30 protein-coding genes and 1 pseudogene are annotated in these 17,109 nt (G+C 42.4%); all 31 read right to left on the bottom strand.

Annotated features, from left to right (window positions below; genetic code table 11):
• Positions 1 to 27: 27 nt before the first annotated feature.
• The 31 genes and pseudogenes from AC0OMU_RS11905 to rpsC all read right to left on the bottom strand — a co-directional run bounded on the left by AC0OMU_RS11905 (position 28) and on the right by rpsC (position 17,108).
• Entirely contained in the window at positions 28 to 795 is a 768-nt protein-coding gene (locus AC0OMU_RS11905; protein WP_047181983.1) for a class I SAM-dependent methyltransferase, read from the bottom strand.
• A 463-nt stretch (positions 796 to 1,258) separates the two neighbouring features.
• Entirely contained in the window at positions 1,259 to 1,651 is a 393-nt protein-coding gene (gene rpsI, locus AC0OMU_RS11900) for a 30S ribosomal protein S9 (protein WP_004399691.1), read from the bottom strand.
• A gap of 20 nt (positions 1,652 to 1,671) precedes the next feature.
• On the bottom strand, positions 1,672 to 2,109 hold the full coding sequence (gene rplM / locus AC0OMU_RS11895) for a 50S ribosomal protein L13 (RefSeq protein WP_003241966.1): 438 nt from the start codon (positions 2,107 to 2,109) through the stop codon (positions 1,672 to 1,674).
• Between the two features lie 161 nt (positions 2,110 to 2,270).
• Positions 2,271 to 3,014, bottom strand: a complete 744-nt coding sequence (gene truA, locus AC0OMU_RS11890) for a tRNA pseudouridine(38-40) synthase TruA (RefSeq protein ID WP_015382595.1) — start codon at positions 3,012 to 3,014, stop codon at positions 2,271 to 2,273.
• A gap of 9 nt (positions 3,015 to 3,023) precedes the next feature.
• Positions 3,024 to 3,821, bottom strand: coding sequence for an energy-coupling factor transporter transmembrane component T family protein (locus AC0OMU_RS11885; protein WP_181218091.1), 798 nt, complete (start codon positions 3,819 to 3,821; stop codon positions 3,024 to 3,026).
• Positions 3,818 to 4,687 (bottom strand): energy-coupling factor ABC transporter ATP-binding protein, encoded by an 870-nt coding sequence (locus tag AC0OMU_RS11880; protein ID WP_474241197.1) that lies wholly within the window; start codon positions 4,685 to 4,687, stop codon positions 3,818 to 3,820. Before AC0OMU_RS11880 ends, AC0OMU_RS11885 begins: the two co-directional genes overlap by 4 nt.
• A complete protein-coding gene (locus AC0OMU_RS11875) occupies positions 4,663 to 5,508 on the bottom strand; it encodes an energy-coupling factor ABC transporter ATP-binding protein (protein WP_014478629.1) in 846 nt (281 codons plus the stop codon). Before AC0OMU_RS11875 ends, AC0OMU_RS11880 begins: the two co-directional genes overlap by 25 nt.
• Before the next feature lie 127 nt (positions 5,509 to 5,635).
• Positions 5,636 to 5,998: a 50S ribosomal protein L17 gene (gene rplQ, locus AC0OMU_RS11870; protein ID WP_003225836.1), complete on the bottom strand. Its 363-nt coding sequence runs from the start codon at positions 5,996 to 5,998 to the stop codon at positions 5,636 to 5,638.
• Positions 5,999 to 6,075: 77 nt separating this feature from the next.
• Entirely contained in the window at positions 6,076 to 7,020 is a 945-nt protein-coding gene (locus tag AC0OMU_RS11865; protein ID WP_003225835.1) for a DNA-directed RNA polymerase subunit alpha, read from the bottom strand.
• 176 nt (positions 7,021 to 7,196) lie between these two features.
• Positions 7,197 to 7,592 carry a 30S ribosomal protein S11 gene (gene rpsK, locus AC0OMU_RS11860; protein WP_009966385.1) on the bottom strand — a complete coding sequence of 132 codons (396 nt, stop codon included), beginning with the start codon at positions 7,590 to 7,592 and terminating at the stop codon, positions 7,197 to 7,199.
• A 20-nt stretch (positions 7,593 to 7,612) separates the two neighbouring features.
• Positions 7,613 to 7,978, bottom strand: a complete 366-nt coding sequence (gene rpsM, locus AC0OMU_RS11855; RefSeq protein WP_003235095.1) for a 30S ribosomal protein S13 — start codon at positions 7,976 to 7,978, stop codon at positions 7,613 to 7,615.
• A 22-nt stretch (positions 7,979 to 8,000) separates the two neighbouring features.
• Positions 8,001 to 8,114 (bottom strand): 50S ribosomal protein L36, encoded by a 114-nt coding sequence (gene rpmJ, locus AC0OMU_RS11850; protein ID WP_003156543.1) that lies wholly within the window; start codon positions 8,112 to 8,114, stop codon positions 8,001 to 8,003.
• Positions 8,115 to 8,147: 33 nt separating this feature from the next.
• Positions 8,148 to 8,366, bottom strand: a complete 219-nt coding sequence (gene infA / locus AC0OMU_RS11845) for a translation initiation factor IF-1 (protein WP_003156508.1) — start codon at positions 8,364 to 8,366, stop codon at positions 8,148 to 8,150.
• Positions 8,344 to 8,612 (bottom strand): annotated as a pseudogene (locus AC0OMU_RS11840) (ribosome-binding protein ybzG). The gene infA and the pseudogene AC0OMU_RS11840 overlap by 23 nt, the downstream one beginning before the upstream one ends.
• Positions 8,613 to 8,677: 65 nt before the next feature.
• Complete coding sequence (map, locus tag AC0OMU_RS11835; protein WP_015482707.1) at positions 8,678 to 9,424, bottom strand: type I methionyl aminopeptidase; 747 nt, start codon at positions 9,422 to 9,424, stop codon at positions 8,678 to 8,680.
• Positions 9,421 to 10,074 carry an adenylate kinase gene (locus AC0OMU_RS11830; protein ID WP_003241987.1) on the bottom strand — a complete coding sequence of 218 codons (654 nt, stop codon included), beginning with the start codon at positions 10,072 to 10,074 and terminating at the stop codon, positions 9,421 to 9,423. The genes map and AC0OMU_RS11830 overlap by 4 nt, the downstream gene beginning before the upstream one ends.
• 54 nt (positions 10,075 to 10,128) lie before the next feature.
• Positions 10,129 to 11,424: a preprotein translocase subunit SecY gene (secY, locus tag AC0OMU_RS11825; RefSeq protein ID WP_024571501.1), complete on the bottom strand. Its 1,296-nt coding sequence runs from the start codon at positions 11,422 to 11,424 to the stop codon at positions 10,129 to 10,131.
• Between the two features lies 1 nt (position 11,425).
• Complete coding sequence (rplO, locus tag AC0OMU_RS11820) at positions 11,426 to 11,866, bottom strand: 50S ribosomal protein L15 (RefSeq protein ID WP_003225819.1); 441 nt, start codon at positions 11,864 to 11,866, stop codon at positions 11,426 to 11,428.
• A 30-nt stretch (positions 11,867 to 11,896) separates the two neighbouring features.
• Entirely contained in the window at positions 11,897 to 12,076 is a 180-nt protein-coding gene (gene rpmD / locus AC0OMU_RS11815) for a 50S ribosomal protein L30 (protein ID WP_003156497.1), read from the bottom strand.
• 13 nt (positions 12,077 to 12,089) lie between these two features.
• Positions 12,090 to 12,590 (bottom strand): 30S ribosomal protein S5, encoded by a 501-nt coding sequence (gene rpsE / locus AC0OMU_RS11810; RefSeq protein ID WP_003328273.1) that lies wholly within the window; start codon positions 12,588 to 12,590, stop codon positions 12,090 to 12,092.
• A 24-nt stretch (positions 12,591 to 12,614) separates the two neighbouring features.
• Positions 12,615 to 12,977, bottom strand: a complete 363-nt coding sequence (gene rplR / locus AC0OMU_RS11805) for a 50S ribosomal protein L18 (RefSeq protein WP_003225816.1) — start codon at positions 12,975 to 12,977, stop codon at positions 12,615 to 12,617.
• A gap of 32 nt (positions 12,978 to 13,009) precedes the next feature.
• Entirely contained in the window at positions 13,010 to 13,549 is a 540-nt protein-coding gene (gene rplF / locus AC0OMU_RS11800) for a 50S ribosomal protein L6 (protein ID WP_004399690.1), read from the bottom strand.
• 29 nt (positions 13,550 to 13,578) lie between these two features.
• On the bottom strand, positions 13,579 to 13,977 hold the full coding sequence (gene rpsH, locus AC0OMU_RS11795; protein WP_003241998.1) for a 30S ribosomal protein S8: 399 nt from the start codon (positions 13,975 to 13,977) through the stop codon (positions 13,579 to 13,581).
• A gap of 31 nt (positions 13,978 to 14,008) precedes the next feature.
• Positions 14,009 to 14,194 (bottom strand): 30S ribosomal protein S14, encoded by a 186-nt coding sequence (gene rpsN / locus AC0OMU_RS11790; protein ID WP_003156488.1) that lies wholly within the window; start codon positions 14,192 to 14,194, stop codon positions 14,009 to 14,011.
• A gap of 22 nt (positions 14,195 to 14,216) precedes the next feature.
• The gene (gene rplE, locus AC0OMU_RS11785; RefSeq protein ID WP_003225809.1) at positions 14,217 to 14,756 is read right to left on the bottom strand and encodes a 50S ribosomal protein L5; all 540 of its coding nucleotides are present in this window, start codon (positions 14,754 to 14,756) and stop codon (positions 14,217 to 14,219) included.
• Between the two features lie 26 nt (positions 14,757 to 14,782).
• Positions 14,783 to 15,094: a 50S ribosomal protein L24 gene (rplX, locus tag AC0OMU_RS11780; RefSeq protein ID WP_003156486.1), complete on the bottom strand. Its 312-nt coding sequence runs from the start codon at positions 15,092 to 15,094 to the stop codon at positions 14,783 to 14,785.
• A 36-nt stretch (positions 15,095 to 15,130) separates the two neighbouring features.
• Positions 15,131 to 15,499: a 50S ribosomal protein L14 gene (gene rplN / locus AC0OMU_RS11775; protein WP_003225805.1), complete on the bottom strand. Its 369-nt coding sequence runs from the start codon at positions 15,497 to 15,499 to the stop codon at positions 15,131 to 15,133.
• Positions 15,500 to 15,539: 40 nt separating this feature from the next.
• On the bottom strand, positions 15,540 to 15,803 hold the full coding sequence (rpsQ, locus tag AC0OMU_RS11770) for a 30S ribosomal protein S17 (RefSeq protein WP_003225804.1): 264 nt from the start codon (positions 15,801 to 15,803) through the stop codon (positions 15,540 to 15,542).
• 22 nt (positions 15,804 to 15,825) lie between these two features.
• The gene (rpmC, locus tag AC0OMU_RS11765) at positions 15,826 to 16,026 is read right to left on the bottom strand and encodes a 50S ribosomal protein L29 (protein WP_003156482.1); all 201 of its coding nucleotides are present in this window, start codon (positions 16,024 to 16,026) and stop codon (positions 15,826 to 15,828) included.
• Complete coding sequence (gene rplP / locus AC0OMU_RS11760; RefSeq protein WP_003225801.1) at positions 16,016 to 16,450, bottom strand: 50S ribosomal protein L16; 435 nt, start codon at positions 16,448 to 16,450, stop codon at positions 16,016 to 16,018. Before rplP ends, rpmC begins: the two co-directional genes overlap by 11 nt.
• A 1-nt stretch (position 16,451) precedes the next feature.
• Positions 16,452 to 17,108, bottom strand: a complete 657-nt coding sequence (gene rpsC, locus AC0OMU_RS11755) for a 30S ribosomal protein S3 (RefSeq protein WP_003242001.1) — start codon at positions 17,106 to 17,108, stop codon at positions 16,452 to 16,454.
• Between the last annotated feature and the right edge of the window lies 1 nt (position 17,109).

Raw genomic sequence — 17,109 nt, 5'->3', positions numbered from 1 at the left:
GCAGCCCCTCTAACAGGTCGCTGCTTTTCATACTTTCACGCTTCTTGTTGCAGAATATGTATGGATATATTGGTCTAATACAAACCCGCCTTTATCTTCATAAAAACCAGTAACGATAAAACCGGCATCAATTTGGCCTTTGATTTGGTCTTCTAAGGAATGGCCGAATTCCAGAGCCTCATTATTTTCGATCAGTTTTTTCACTTTATGTTTCGGAAGATCTTCTGGGTCAGCATATGGAATGGAGTGTTTTACTTTTAAAACACCTTGCTGTTCTAATTCTGTATCAAACAGAAATACAACAGGATTGACAAAACCCGAGATTAGAACACCGTTCCTTTTCAACACACGGTGCGCTTCCTTCCATACCGGGAGGACATTCTCAACAAAAACATTGGCAACAGGATGTACAATGACATCAAATGATTCATCATTAAATACACTTAAATCGTCCATGCTTCCTTTGACAGTGTGTATCGTAAGACCATCTCGCTGAGCAATCATTCTATCCTGATTCAGCTGTTTTTCTGAGTTATCTAATACAGTGACATCCGCGCCTGCGGCTGCCAAAACTGGACCCTGCTGGCCGCCGCCTGATGCTAAACAGAGTACTTTCAGACCTTTGACAGGCGGAAACCAATCCTTCGGTACATCTTTCATTGGTGTTACCCTTATATCCCAATTGCCTTTTTTTGCTTGTTCGATAACCTGCTGCTCAACAGCAACAGTCCATTCATTGCCTGTTTCTACTTTTTTATCCCAGGCTTTGCTATTATGAGCTACTAACGCATTCATGAATCTTCTCCTTACTTTAATGTATAGAGTATAACAAATATTTCTAGATTGATATCGCTTTCCCTTTGCATATTTAGAAAAAAGTTCATAAAAACGCAAAAAAATCACAAAGGAGATATGTGATTTATATCATCAGATTTACACTTACTTCGTTACATAGTGCCATTAGCAATGAGAGCCCTTGTTTCTCCGGGTTAAGAATCAGCAGTGAACTTTAACGGATGAGATACAGTGGTTAGATGGAGCTGGGCTGATCACATAACGATAATAAACATTGACCGAACTTCCAATTAAATAAAAATGAAAGCTATCATGATTATTACAGTGAGACCGTTTATAAACAAACAATTTGCTTAACCCCGTCAAGCGTCCATTCAGTTGTTATTTTTATGCGGAGCTGCCAGGTTTTATTGAAAGAAAAAAGCTCCCAACCCAAGGTCGAGAGCTTTTTGAAAACGTAAAATTAACGTTTTGAGAACTGAGGTGCACGACGAGCGCCTTTAAGACCGTATTTTTTACGTTCTTTCATACGAGCGTCACGAGTCAGAAGACCTGCACGTTTAAGAGTTGTACGGTATTCTGGATCTGCTTCAAGCAAAGCACGAGCGATACCGTGACGGATTGCTCCAGCTTGACCAGATAAGCCGCCTCCATGTACGTTTACTAAAACGTCATAAGTGCCAGCTGTTTCAGTCAAAGTTAATGGTTGTTTGATATCTTCGATTAAAGCTGCAGATGGGATATGTTCGCTGATTTCACGATTATTAACGACGATACGGCCTTCTCCTGGAACTAAACGCACACGCGCTACAGAGCTTTTACGACGGCCAGTACCGTAATATTGAACCTGTGCCAAATTGGTAACCTCCTTTTTAATTAACCGCGAAGTTCGTAAACTTCAGGTTTTTGTGCTTCGTGTGGATGCTCAGAACCACGGTATACGTTCAATTTTTTGAACATTTGACGACCTAGAGAACCTTTTGGAAGCATGCCTTTGATAGCAAGCTCAAGCATTTTCTCAGGGTAGTTTGTACGCATTTCAAGAGCAGTTCTTGATTTTAATCCGCCTGGATGTTGAGTGTGACGGTAGTAGATTTTGTCAGTTAACTTTTTACCAGTTAACTCGATTTTTTCAGCGTTGATGATGATCACATGATCTCCAGTATCAACGTGTGGTGTGTAAGTTGGTTTGTGTTTTCCGCGAAGGATAGCTGCAACTTCTGAAGAAAGACGACCTAAAGTCTTGCCAGCAGCATCAACAACTAACCACTTGCGTTCAATAGTACTTGCGTTAGCCATAGGTGTTGTACGCATTGAATTTCCCTCCTAAATGATCTGTCATTTTCAATAAACTTCGATTACGTTCTATTTCACAACACAATAAGTTCCGGGGCTTATCGTGGGGTTGAAATACATACCATATGATATCTTATAACTTTATGCAGACTCTGTCAAGAAAATATTATACACCTGGTTTAGTTGTCATAGTAAACGTTCCATAAATATAGTCCGTGCCCCGGCGCTGTGCGCCCTGCTGCTTCGCGATCCTTCGCTTCCAGCATGGATTTCACCTCATCAGGAGAAATTTTTCCAATACCTGCATCAAGCAAAGTACCCGCAATAATTCTGACCATATTATATAAGAAACCGCTGCCTGTGATCCGCATTTGCAGGCCGTCAGCCGTCTCAGTCCAATCAAGTTCGTAAATCGTTCTTACCTTGTCCTGCACTTCTGTTTTAGCCGCACAAAAGCTCGTAAAATCATGTGTCCCTATAAGATGCTTTGCCGCTTCTCTCATGTCCTGCACATTAAGGCGATATGAAAAATGGTAAGCGTAATGCCGTTTAAATACGTCCGGGTGTTTCTCCGTGTATACAAAGTAGCGATATTCTTTTTTGACTGCGCTAAATCGTGCATGGAACCCATCATCCGCAATTTCTGCCTGTTTGACTGCGATATCGTCCGGAAGCAGTGCATTTAAGGCATGTGGCCATCTCTCAGCCGGGATAGACAGCGGAGTGTCAAAATGAATCACCTGTCCGGCTGCGTGAACCCCGCTGTCTGTTCTTCCAGACGAAACGACCGGAATTCTGTCTTTTGACTTATGCAGGACAGCCAAAGCCTTCTCCAGTTCATCCTGAACCGTTCTTTTGCCCGGCTGAACCTGATAACCGTTAAACAAATGTCCGTCATAAGAAATCGTACATTTCAGTCTCATACAGCACCTCTAAACCCTTAAGAAAAATAACAAAGCAGCTAATACAATTAAGCTGACAATGACAGAAGTGTCTTTTCCTGTCCATACAAGCTTTCTATATTTCGTACGTCCTTCTCCGCCTTGATAGCCTCTTGCTTCCATTGCAACCGCAAGCTCTTCGGCGCGTTTAAATGCGCTGACGAAGAGCGGGACAAGAAGCGGGACAATAGCCTTCACTCTATCTTTGACAGGCCCGCTTGTAAAATCAACGCCTCGCGCCATCTGAGCCTTCATGATCTTATCTGTCTCCTCCATCAGTGTCGGAATAAACCGTAAAGAAATTGACATCATAAGAGCCAGCTCATGAACAGGAAGCTTTAATTTTTTCAATGGGTTCAGCAGCTGCTCCATTCCATCGGTAATCTCAATCGGTGTGGTCGTAAGCGTTAATAAGGTTGTGATTAAAATCAAATAGACGAATCTAAGAGAAATGAATATCCCCTGAACCAGACCGCCCTCATAGACTTTGAAAAAACCTATTTGAAAGATAATCGGTCCTTCATGTGTCATAAGGATGTGAAGAAGGAACGTAAAAAGGACAATCCAGATGATTGGCTTCAGCCCTTTCATTAAAAAAGAGAAAGGAACTCTTGTTAAAGAAACGACGCCAATTGTAAATAAACCAAGCAACGCATATGTCTGAACATTATTGGCTAAGAATACGATGCAGACAAATAAAAAGATCGTGATCAGTTTTGTTCTGGGGTCAAGCCGGTGCACAAGTGAAGTACCCGGTACATACTTGCCGATAATCATGCTGTCCATCATAAAGTCTTCTCCCCCTGAAAAAGAGCACGGATTTCAGCAGCGGCATCTTCGATTGTGAGCATAGGCTCATTAAATCTCACACCCAGTGCAGCTTCAAGGTGTCTTTGGAATTTTATTGTTTCAGGAAGATCCAGCCCCCAGCCGGCCATCTCTTCACCCTTTAAAAACAGATCACGCGGACTGCCTGATGCTTGTATCGTTCCTTTATGCATAACAATCATTTCATCAGCGTATGCAGCTGCATACTCCATGCTGTGTGTCACAAGGATCGTCGTCAGGTTCCCGCGTTGATGAAGCTCATAAAACATGTCCATAATCTCTTTTCGCCCTCTTGGGTCCAATCCTGCAGTCGGTTCATCCAGAACAAGCACTTCAGGGTCCATTGCTAGTACGCCGGCAATTGCAACTCTGCGCATTTGTCCCCCGCTTAATTCAAAGGGTGACCTGTCCAAAAGCTCTTCTGATAAACCTACAAGCTGCAGCATCTCTCTCGCTTTTTGTTCAGCATCTTCTTTTTTAACACCAAAGTTCATCGGTCCGAATGAAATATCTTTAAGAACTGTTTCTTCGAATAATTGATGCTCAGGAAATTGGAAAACGATTCCGACTTTTTTACGAAGTTTTTTCAGATCTTTATTCTTTTTCCCTGCCTGAATGACAGTGCTGCCTAGTGATATCTGTCCCTTCGTCGGCTTCAGGAGACCATTTAGGTGCTGAAGAAGAGTGGACTTGCCAGAGCCTGTATGCCCGATAACGGCTACGTAGCTTCCTTCTTTAATCGATGCATTGATATCATATAGTGCTAGGCGCTCAAACGGCGTCTTCATTTGATAGCGATGCTCTACATCTTTGATTGTAATGTCCACAGCTCTTTCACCAGCCCTTCCTGAGTCAAATGGTTTTCTTCCAAAGCCAGTCCATTTTCTCTTAAAAGCTGGCTAAGCTGGAATGAGAAGGGTAAATCAAGCCCAATTCGAACAAGTTCTTTATTCAATTTAAAAATCTCTTCAGGCGGCCCTTCAGCATATTTTTTACCCCCATTCATGACAATGATCCTATCTGCTTTTGCTGCCTCATCCAGATCATGTGTAATGGATATGACAGTCGCCATGCCCTGCTCTTTTAAATGTCTTACCGTTTCAAGCACTTCTTCTCGCCCGATCGGATCAAGCATGGATGTTGCTTCATCTAAGATAATAATATCAGGACGTGCGGCAATAACCCCCGCAATCGCAACTCTCTGCTTTTGGCCTCCGGAGAGATGGTGCGGCTCTTGATCGAGAAAATCTTGCATATTCACCTGTTTTACTGCCCAGTCTACTCTCTCAATCATTTCTTCCCGCGGTACACCATTGTTTTCTAAACCAAAAGCCACATCATCGCGAACAGTCGTTCCGACAAATTGGTTATCCGGATTTTGAAAGACCATACCTATCTTCTTACGCACTTCCCAAACAGATTCCTCTGTCAATTGAATCCCGGCAACCTCAATGTCGCCTGATTCAGGAAGAATTAAACCATTCAATGCCCGGGCCAGTGTTGATTTCCCTGAACCGTTATGACCTACGATTGCAAGCCATTCACCCTCATACACCTGCAGGGAGACGCCGTCTAGTGCTCGTCTTTCTGCGTCCTTCCGATATCGAAATACGATATCCTCTACCGATATCAACTGATTTTGATTCATGGAAAACCGGCCTCCTCTCAGCTAATGCTCTGCTTTTCTCTCTATTAAAAGTTGCAGTATCTAAAAAAAGGGCATAGATCCAGTTAGAAACTGTCCCGCCCTTCTTTAGATACACAAAAATATGTGATTAAACCAATTCGATAATTGCCATTGGTGCTCCGTCACCACGGCGAGGACCAAGCTTCATAATACGTGTGTATCCGCCTTGGCGCTCCTCGTAACGAGTTGCAATGTCAGAGAATAATTTTTGAAGTGCATCTTGGTTATTTTCTTCGTTTGCAACCTCGTTGCGGATGTATGCAGCAGCTTGACGGCGAGCGTGAAGATCACCGCGTTTGCCAAGCGTGATCATTTTTTCAACTACAGAGCGAAGTTCTTTCGCACGTGTTTCAGTTGTTTCGATTCTTTCGTTGATGATCAAATCAGTTGTAAGATCACGAAGCATAGCTTTACGCTGTGCACTCGTACGTCCTAGTTTTCTGTATGACATGTGATGTCCCCTCCTTTATTGGAATGCTGTTTCTGAATAAAAAACACACGAAAATCCTAGTTCACAAGGGAAACTAGTCAATCGTCTTTGCGAAGTCCGAGTCCAAGTTCTTCTAGTTTCGCTTTCACTTCTTCAAGTGATTTGCGTCCTAGATTTCGAACTTTCATCATATCTTCTTCCGTCTTGTTCGCAAGCTCTTGAACCGTGTTAATACCCGCACGCTTTAAGCAGTTGTAAGAACGAACAGAAAGATCCAATTCTTCAATTGTCATTTCAAGAACTTTCTCTTTTTGATCTTCTTCTTTTTCAACCATGATTTCAGCATGTTGAGCTTCGTCAGTTAAACCAACGAATATATTAAGGTGTTCAGTTAAAATCTTTGAACCAAGCGCAATTGCTTCTTTCGGTCCAGTGCTTCCATCAGTCCAAACATCAAGTGTAAGTTTATCATAGTTTGCAACTTGGCCTACACGAGTGTTCTCTACCTGATAAGATACACGAGAAACTGGCGTATAGATAGAATCGATCGGAATCACGCCGATTGGCTGATCGTCTCTCTTGTTTGCGTCAGCAGGCGTATACCCACGTCCTCTTTGAGCAGTAAGGCGAACTCGGAAACTCGCATTCTCACCAAGAGTCGCGATATGAAGATCAGGATTTAAGATCTCTACATCACTATCGTGTGTAATATCAGCTGCCGTTACAGTTCCTTCACCCTGTACATCAATTTCTAGCGTCTTCTCTTCATCAGAGTAGATTTTCAATGCAAGCTTTTTAATGTGTAAGATAATCGTTGTAACATCTTCCACAACGCCTTCAATTGTCGAGAATTCGTGCAGTACACCATCTATCTGGATTGATGTTACAGCGGCACCAGGGAGTGAGGATAAGAGGATACGACGTAAGGAGTTACCCAGAGTTGTACCATATCCACGCTCAAGTGGCTCTACGACAAACTTACCAAATTTGGCATCGTCGCTGATTTCAACCGTTTCGATTTTTGGTTTTTCAATCTCGATCATTACTTAAAACCCTCCTTCAAAACGTCGAAACCTCGAATAGAATCATATGAGATTCCATCCGAAATTCCCCATTGTTTAGTCCCGTATGTGCTCAGGCAACGAGTCGGTGCATTCGTTTCATAAATAACTGTATCATAACCCATTATTGACAGGGACACAAAATCTATACAAACAAATTACACGCGGCGACGTTTTGGTGGACGGCATCCGTTATGAGGAACAGGAGTTACGTCTCTGATAGCAGTGACTTCTAGTCCAGCAGCTTGAAGTGCACGGATTGCAGCTTCACGGCCTGAACCAGGTCCTTTAACAGTAACCTCTAGAGTTTTAAGACCATGTTCGATTGAACCTTTAGCAGCTGTTTCTGCAGCCATTTGCGCAGCAAAAGGAGTAGATTTACGAGAACCTCTGAATCCTAAAGCTCCGGCACTAGACCAAGAAATAGCATTACCATGAGTGTCAGTGATCGTAACGATCGTGTTATTGAAAGTTGAACGAATATGAGCAATTCCAGACTCAATATTCTTTTTCACGCGACGTTTACGCGTGTTAGATTTACGAGCAGCAGCCATTGTTTAAGAACCTCCCTTACTTATTTTTTCTTGTTAGCTACAGTACGACGCGGACCTTTACGAGTACGCGCGTTGTTTTTAGAGTTTTGTCCGCGAACAGGTAATCCTCTGCGATGACGGATTCCGCGGTAGCTTCCGATTTCGATCAGACGTTTGATATTAAGAGAAACTTCACGGCGAAGGTCACCTTCTACTTTCAGTTTGTCAATAATATCACGGATTTTACCAAGTTCTTCTTCAGTAAGATCGCGCACACGAGTATCTTCTGAAACTCCAGCTTCTTTTAAAACTTGCTGAGCCGTTGTGCGGCCAATTCCGAAGATGTATGTTAAAGAAATAACAACACGTTTGTCACGTGGGATATCTACACCAGCAATACGAGCCATTCTCTGGGCACCTCCTTATAAATTATCCTTGTTTTTGTTTATGCTTTGGATTTTCACAGATCACCATTACTTTTCCTTTTCTGCGAATAACTTTACATTTTTCGCAGATTGGTTTAACTGATGGTCTCACTTTCATGTGTTTCCAACCTCCTTCAGTTTCCGGAGTGCTTTATTTGTAACGGTACGTAATCCTGCCACGAGTTAAGTCATATGGAGATAATTCTACCGTAACTTTGTCTCCAGGTAAAATGCGAATGAAGTGCATGCGGATTTTACCAGATACATGAGCCAAAACAGTGTGGCCATTTTCAAGTTCAACTTTGAACATCGCGTTTGGCAGTGTTTCGACTATAGTACCTTCCACTTCAATTACATCGTCTTTCGCCATTCAAGTGTTCTCCCTTCTTCAAATCAGTAACTTGCTTTCTGACAAATTTCAAAAGAAGTTTGTCACACGCCCTGTTTCGTTTATACTGTTCTGAACTTCCGGAGATACGCAATCATAAAGGGTTAAATGATTGATATTCTTTTTCTTAGGAGAATGAAATGTACGCTTTTCTCCGTCTGCTGTTAGTACATTGATGATGGTTAAAATTCCAACGACAAGCAGCAAGATGAATTCGGTCTTGCCAATGTTCCCCCAAGCTTTCTGCCCTATCAAGCTTGAAAAACATCTGTCTTCGGAATTATTTTCATCATCTAGACTCTCGTCAGTATATCAAAACCCGTTTCCGTAATCGCAATCGTATGTTCAAAATGAGCACACTTTTTCCCATCTACCGTAACAACCGTCCAGTTATCAGCCAATGTTTTCACGTAGCGGCTGCCAGCGTTCACCATAGGTTCAATAGCGAGAACCATGCCAGGTTTAAGCCGTGGTCCTTTGTTGGGCGGACCGTAATGAGGAATTTGCGGGTCCTCATGCAAGTCTTGACCAACACCATGTCCGACATACTCCCTAACAACTGAAAACTGCTCATTTTCGACATACGTTTGTATTGCGTGGGAAATATTCGACAAACGTTCACCTGGTTTTGCTTCCTGCAAGCCTTTATATAAAGACTCCTCTGTCACTTCCAGAAGTTTTTTGTCATCATCGCTGATGTTTCCTACCGGATATGTCCATGCAGAGTCACCATGATAACCATTTAATTTAGCACCGATATCAATACTGATGATGTCACCGTCCTTCAGCACCCTGCTGCCAGGTATGCCGTGAACCAGTTCTTCATTAACTGATACGCAAATGCTCCCGCGAAACCCATTATACCCCTTAAAAGATGGGATTGCACCCTGCTTCTTAATAAAACGTTCGGCAATTTGATCCAATTCTTTTGTCGAGATTCCTGGTTTAATGTGCCTTTTTAACTCTTCATGAGTTAAAGCCACGATTCGCCCTGCTTCCCGCATGATACCAAGTTCACGTGGGGTTTTACAGATAATCATTTTTTTAATCCTCCAAGAAGATCCTTCACATCTGCATAAACGTCTTGAATGTCCTGTTGGCCATTCACGTTTGCAAGATAACCTTTCTCTGAATAGAAATCGAGTAAAGGCTGAGTTTGCTTCATGTTTACCTCAAGCCGTTTAGAGACGGTTTCCTCATTATCATCTGCCCGTTGATAGAGTTCGCCTCCGTCTTTATCACAAATACCCGGCGTTTTCGGCGGATTAAAGACTAAATGATAGGTTGTGCCGCAAACACTGCAAATTCTGCGTCCAGTCAGACGTTCCATAAGAGCGTCTTTGTCGACTTCAATGTTAATGACATAATCAATCGGCTTGCCGTATTCCTCAAGAATTTCTTCAAGAGCTTCGGCTTGAGCGACTGTTCGCGGAAATCCGTCCAGAAGAAAACCTCTTTCACAATCATCTTTGCCAAGTCTCTCTTTTACAATTCCGATTGTGACTTCGTCAGGTACGAGCTCTCCCTTATCAATATAAGATTTTGCTTCGAGTCCGAGTGGTGTTTCTTCTTTCATAGCAGCACGGAACATATCTCCTGTTGAGATATGAGGAATCCCATAATCCTCAACAATTCGTTCGCCCTGTGTGCCTTTACCGGCACCAGGAAGCCCCATTAAGACTAAGTTCATTCGGATTTCCCCCGTCCTCTCTTTATTAAGAGGGAATGGATAAATCCATTTCCTCTAGTTTTTCATAAATCCACGGTAGTTTCGTTTCACCAACTGGCTTTCTAGTTGTTTCATTGTCTCCAAGGCTACCCCGACAACAATTAACAAAGATGTTCCGCCAATTTGTGCACTTTGAGGCAATCCAGCGAATTGAATGAAAAAGATAGGAAGAATGGAAATCACGGCTAAGAATATAGAACCCACAAACGTAAGTCGATACAAAATGCTCGTAATTCTATCTTGAGTCATTTTCCCTGGACGAACCCCCGGGATATAGCCACCCTGTTTTTTAAGGTTATCAGCCATTTGTTCAGGGTTTACCTGTACAAAAGCATAAAAGTACGTAAAGGCAATAATCAACGCAACATATATCGCCATACCCACCGGATGCGTATTATCAAAGTTGTTTTGAATCCACTTTGTCACATCGTTTGTTCCAAAGAATGACGCGATCGTCCGCGGCGTTATCAAAAACGCAACCGCAAAGATTACCGGAATAACCCCTGCAGGATTCACTTTCAATGGAAGGTGTGTAGACTGACCTCCGCCAGCAGGTGAACGACCTGTGCCTTTAGCATATTGAATCGCAATTTTCCGTACGGCTTGCTGAATGAAAATAACTCCAACAATAACTGCTAAAATCGCAATCACAAGAAGTGCGATTTTCACAATATGAATAAACAACTGATCGTTGCTACCGACAAATTGAGTCTCATATATTTGCCCAATTGTTTTTGGAATACTAGACACAATCCCCGCGAAGATAATGATCGATATTCCGTTGCCTACTCCATGAGAAGTAATTTGTTCCCCAAGCCACATTAAAAAGGCAGTTCCGCCAGTGAGCACTAAAGCAATGATAAGATATGTCGATACACCGGATTTTTCGATCAGCATACCGTTTGCCAGATTGTTGAATCCATATGACATACCTAACGCTTGGATGAAACCAAGCACAATCGTAAAGTACCTTGTGAACTGAGCTAATTTACGGCGGCCAACTTCACCTTGCTTAGACCACTCGGTAAACTTCGGTACAACATCCATCTGAAGCAGCTGAATGATGATCGAAGCCGTGATATAAGGAGTAATTCCCATTGCGAAAATGGAAAATTGGTAAAGCGCACCGCCGCCAAATGTATTAAGGAGATCAAAAACACCCATTTGAGACTGCGCCTGTAACGCTTCAGCGTTAACATAAGGCACAGGAATAAACGCACCTATGCGAAAGACGATAAGCATGAGTAAAGTGAATATGATTTTATTCCTGATATCACTCACACGCATAAAGTTGGAGATTGTTTTAAACAAGTTAGATCACCTCAGCTGTACCGCCAGCAGCTTCAACAGCTTCTTTCGCAGAAGCAGAGAATTTATTGGCTTTTACAGTTAATTTTTTCTCTAATTTACCGTTGCCAAGAATCTTTACTCCTGCATTAAGTTTGCTAATAACACCAGTCTCTAGAAGAAGTTCAGGAGTGACTTCCGTTCCTTCTGCAAAACCGTTCAATTTGTCTAGGTTGACTACAGCGTATTCCTTGCGGTTGATGTTAGTGAAACCGCGTTTAGGAAGACGTTGGAATAAAGGCATTTGTCCCCCCTCGAATCCAGGGCGTACACCGCCGCCAGAACGAGCGTTTTGACCTTTGTGACCTTTACCAGCTGTTTTACCGTTGCCAGAACCAATACCACGACCTACGCGATTACGCGTTTTGCGTGAACCTTCTGAAGGTTTTAATTCATGAAGTTTCATTAGGACACCTCCTTATCCGATCAAATATTTTTATTGTTCTTTAACAGAAACTAAATGAGATACTTTATTAATCATACCACGGATCGCAGCGTTGTCTTCATGAACAACAGTTTGGTTTGTTTTCTTTAAACCAAGTGTTCTTACAGTAACGCGTTGGTCTTCCGGGCGACCGATTACACTTCGTTTGAGGGTAATTTCTAATTTAGCCATTAATGTTCCCTCCTTATCCTAACAGTTCTTCTACAGATTTTCCACGAAGCTTCGCAACGTCTTCAGCACGTTTAAGTTCACTTAAACCTTGAAGTGTTGCACGAATCATGTTGATCGGTGTGTTAGAACCTAAAGACTTAGAAAGGATATCAGCTACACCAGCTAGCTCAAGTACCGCACGTACAGGGCCTCCAGCGATAACTCCAGTACCTTCAGAAGCAGGTTTTAACAAGATGTTACCTGCACCGAAACGTCCGATGATTTCGTGTGGAATTGTAGTTCCAACCATTGGTACTTCAATCAAATTCTTTTTCGCATCTTCAACAGCTTTGCGGATCGCTTCTGGTACTTCTTGTGCTTTACCAGTACCGAATCCTACGTGTCCGTTTTTGTCACCGACAACGACTAGAGCTGCGAAGCGGAAACGACGACCACCTTTAACAACTTTCGCTACGCGGTTAACCGTAACTAAGCGTTCTTCTAACTCTAATTTGCTTGGGTCAATACGACGCATAATCATGTGTCCCTCCTTCTTTTATTAAAATTTAAGTCCAGCTTCACGAGCGGCATCAGCCAAAGCTTTTACACGTCCATGGTATAAGTATCCGCCACGGTCAAATACTACGTCAGAAATGCCTTTTTCAGCAGCGCGTTTTGCAACTAATTCTCCAACTTTAGTAGCAGCAGAAGTATCTCCAGTGCTTTCAACGTTCAAGTCTTTATCGAGAGTAGATGCACTAGCAAGTGTTACACCATTTACATCATCGATGATTTGAGCGTAAATGTGCTTGTTAGAACGGAAAACGTTCAGGCGCGGTCTTTCAGCAGTACCGGAAAGTTTAGCGCGAACACGAGCGTGTCTTTTAAGACGAGCAGCATTTTTGCTAGTTTTCGTAATCATCTAGGTCACTCCTTTCTTCACTTTAAGCGATCTTACTTAGCAGATTTACCTTCTTTACGGCGAACAACTTCACCTTCGTAGCGGATTCCTTTACCTTTGTAAGGCTCTGGAGAACGTACAGCGCGGATGTTAGCAGCAATAGCTCCTACGCGTTCTTTGTCTGTACCTTTTACAACTACTTTTGTTTGAGAAGGAACTTCGATTTCGATGCCTTCTTCAGGAACGATCTCAACAGGATGAGAGTATCCAACGTTTAAAACAAGTTTATTTCCGGATTTAGAAGCACGGTAACCGACACCGACTAATTCCAAACCTCTTTCAAATCCTTTAGATACACCTTCAACCATGTTGCCAAGCAGACTGCGAGTCGTACCATGCAGGGCACGGTGCTCTTTTTGATCAGAAGGACGAGCGACTGTAAGCACATTGTCCTCTACTTTAATCTCCATATCAGGGTGAAACGTACGAGTTAATTCTCCTTTTGGTCCTTTCACAGCTACAGTGTTGTTATCATTTAACGTTACTGTAACATCAGAAGGAATCTCAAGTAGCTTCTTACCTACACGAGACATACCAAACACCTCCATTCATGTTAAACTTCTTACCAAACGTATGCTAGAACTTCTCCACCAGCTTGTTTTGCACGGGCTTCTTTGTCCGTTAAAACACCTTGTGATGTAGAAATAATCGCGATTCCAAGACCGTTAAGTACGCGAGGTACTTCATTAGATTTAGCATAAACACGCAAACCAGGCTTGCTGATTCTTTTAAGACCAGTGATAACGCGCTCGTTGTTTTGTCCGTATTTCAAGAAAACGCGGATGATACCTTGTTTGCTGTCTTCTACGAACTCAACGTCACGAATGAAACCTTCACGCTTTAAAATTTCAGCAATTTCTCTTTTCAATTTAGAAGCAGGAATTTCAAGCTTCTCATGACGTACCATGTTTGCATTGCGAATACGAGTTAGCATATCTGCAATTGGATCTGTCATAACCATTATATAATTACCTCCTTCCCTTTCTTGGGGATTACCAGCTGGCTTTTTTCACGCCAGGAATTTGTCCTTTATATGCAAGCTCACGGAAACAAATACGGCAAAGTTTAAATTTACGAATGACTGAATGCGGACGTCCGCAGCGTTCACAGCGTGTGTACTCTTGTACTTTAAACTTTGGTGTACGTTGTTGTTTCGCAATCATAGACTTTTTAGCCACGATTTCGCCTCCCTTTCATTGATTATTTCTGGAACGGCATACCTACTTGAGTTAATAGCTCACGAGCTTCTTCGTCAGTATTAGCAGTTGTTACGATAACGATGTCCATTCCGCGAACCTTTGTTACTTTATCGTAGTCAATTTCAGGGAAGATTAACTGTTCTTTGATACCAAGTGTGTAGTTACCGCGACCGTCGAAAGATTTTTTAGAAACCCCGCGGAAGTCACGTACACGCGGTAAAGATACAGAAATAAGTTTATCAAGGAAATCATACATGCGCTCTCCGCGAAGAGTTACTTTCGCACCGATAGGCATTCCCTCACGAAGACGGAATCCAGCAATTGATTTCTTCGCACGAGTAACGACAGGTTTTTGACCTGCGATAAACGTTAATTCTTCAACAGCACTGTCGATTGCTTTGGCGTTTTGAACAGCGTCACCAACACCCATGTTGATTACGATTTTTTCGATTTTAGGCACTTGCATGACTGAATCATAGTTGAACTTAGTCATTAAAGCAGGTGCAATTTCTTTATTGTACTTTTCTTTAAGGCGGTTCATGAGATAGACCTCCCTTCCTTTTAATACTATTTATCTAGAACTTGCCCAGATTTTTTTGCTACACGAACTTTTTTGCCATCTTCCACTTTGTATCCTACGCGAGTCACTTCACCTGTTTTAGGATCGAGCGGCATAACGTTTGATACATGAATTGGCGCCTCTTGATTAGAAATACCGCCTTGAGGGTTAGCTTGAGTTGGTTTAGAGTGTTTCTTTACCATGTTAACACCTTCAACTAAAACGCGGTCCTTTTTAGGGAAAGCAGCAAGGATTGTTCCTTGTTTGCCTTTATCTTTACCAGAGATAACCATAACTTTATCGCCTTTTTTTACATGCATCCTGATCGCACCTCCTTGAGTAAGGCATTTATTTCATTAGATAACTTCTGGAGCTAGAGAAACAATTTTCATAAAGTTGTTTTCACGCAATTCACGAGCAACTGGTCCGAAGATACGAGTTCCGCGTGGGCTCTTGTCGTCACGGATGATAACACATGCATTCTCATCGAAGCTGATGTATGAACCGTCACTTCTGCGCGCTCCGCTTTTAGTGCGAACGATAACAGCTTTTACGACTTCACCTTTTTTGACAACGCCTCCTGGTGTTGCTTGTTTAACCGTGCAAACAATTACATCACCAATGTTAGCTGTTTTGCGTCCAGAACCACCAAGAACTTTAATAGTAAGTACTTCACGTGCGCCAGAGTTGTCAGCTACTTTTAAACGAGTCTCTTGTTGAATCATTATTTGTTACCTCCCTTCGGAAAAAGAATTCCGAACTTTATTAGATAATAACAGCTTCTTCGACAACTTCAACTAGACGGAAACGCTTAGTTGCAGACAATGGACGAGTTTCCATGATCTTAACGATGTCACCGATTTTAGCTTGATTATTTTCATCATGTGCTTTGAATTTTTTTGAGTATTTTACGCGTTTACCGTAAAGTGTATGTTTTTTGTATGTCTCAACAACAACAGTAATGGTTTTATCCATTTTGTCAGAAACAACACGGCCTTGGTAAACTTTGCGTTGGTTACGTTCGCTCATGCTCACGACCTCCCCTCAGTGATTATTTATTAGCAGCAATTTCTCTTTCACGAATCACAGTTTTCATGCGCGCGATAGCTTTGCGCACTTCACGAATGCGAGCAGTATTTTCAAGTTGTCCTGTCGCTAATTGAAAGCGAAGATTGAAAAGTTCTTCTTTAAGAGACTTTACTTTTTGTTCAATTTCAGCAGTGGTAAGGTCACGAATTTCATTAGCTTTCATTTGATTCACCACCAATTTCTTCACGTTTTACGAACTTCGTTTTAATTGGCAATTTGTGAGATGCAAGGCGAAGCGCTTCACGAGCAACCTCTTCAGACACACCAGAAATTTCAAATAAAACTTTGCCCGGTTTTACAACAGCTACCCAACCTTCAGGAGCCCCTTTACCGGATCCCATACGTACCTCAAGTGGTTTAGCAGTGTAAGGTTTAGAAGGGAAAATTTTGATCCAAACTTTACCGCCACGTTTCATGTAACGAGTCATCGCAATACGTGCAGCTTCGATTTGACGGTTAGTAATCCAAGAAGCTTCAAGAGCTTGGATACCGAATTCACCGAAATGTACTTCAGTACCGCCTTTCGCACGGCCACGCATTTTTCCGCGATGCTCTCTGCGATATTTAACGCGTTTTGGTAATAACATATTATTTTCCTCCTTCCTCAGTTTTCTTCTTAGTAGGAAGAACCTCTCCACGATAGATCCAGACTTTCACACCAAGCTTACCGTAAGTAGTATCAGCTTCAGATGTTGCATAGTCAATGTCCGCACGTAATGTGTGCAATGGAACAGTTCCTTCACTGTAGTATTCAGAACGAGCGATATCTGCACCGCCAAGACGACCAGAAACCATTGTTTTCACACCTTGTGCTCCAGCACGCATAGTACGTTGGATTTGTTGTTTCTGCGCACGGCGGAAAGAAACACGGTTTTCTAATTGACGAGCGATGTTGTCAGCAACTAACTGTGCATCAAGATCTGCTCTTTTGATTTCAAGAATGTTAATGTGTACACGCTTGCCAGTAAGGCTGTTAAGGGCTTTGCGAAGTGCTTCGACTTCAGAACCGCCTTTACCGATAACCATACCAGGCTTAGCTGTGTGGATCGTAATGTTAACGCGGTTTGCTGCACGCTCGATTTCTACTTTAGAAACAGAAGCGTCAGAAAGGCGTTTGCTAATGTATTCACGAATTTTTAAATCTTCGTGCAGGAAGTCAGCGTAATCTTTACCAGCGTACCACTTAGATTCCCAATCACGAATGACTCCGATACGAAGACCGACTGGATTTACCTTTTGACCCACT

This window comes from Bacillus sp. FAU18 (assembly GCF_056033885.1).
This window is presented reverse-complemented; position numbering and strand designations above follow the sequence as displayed.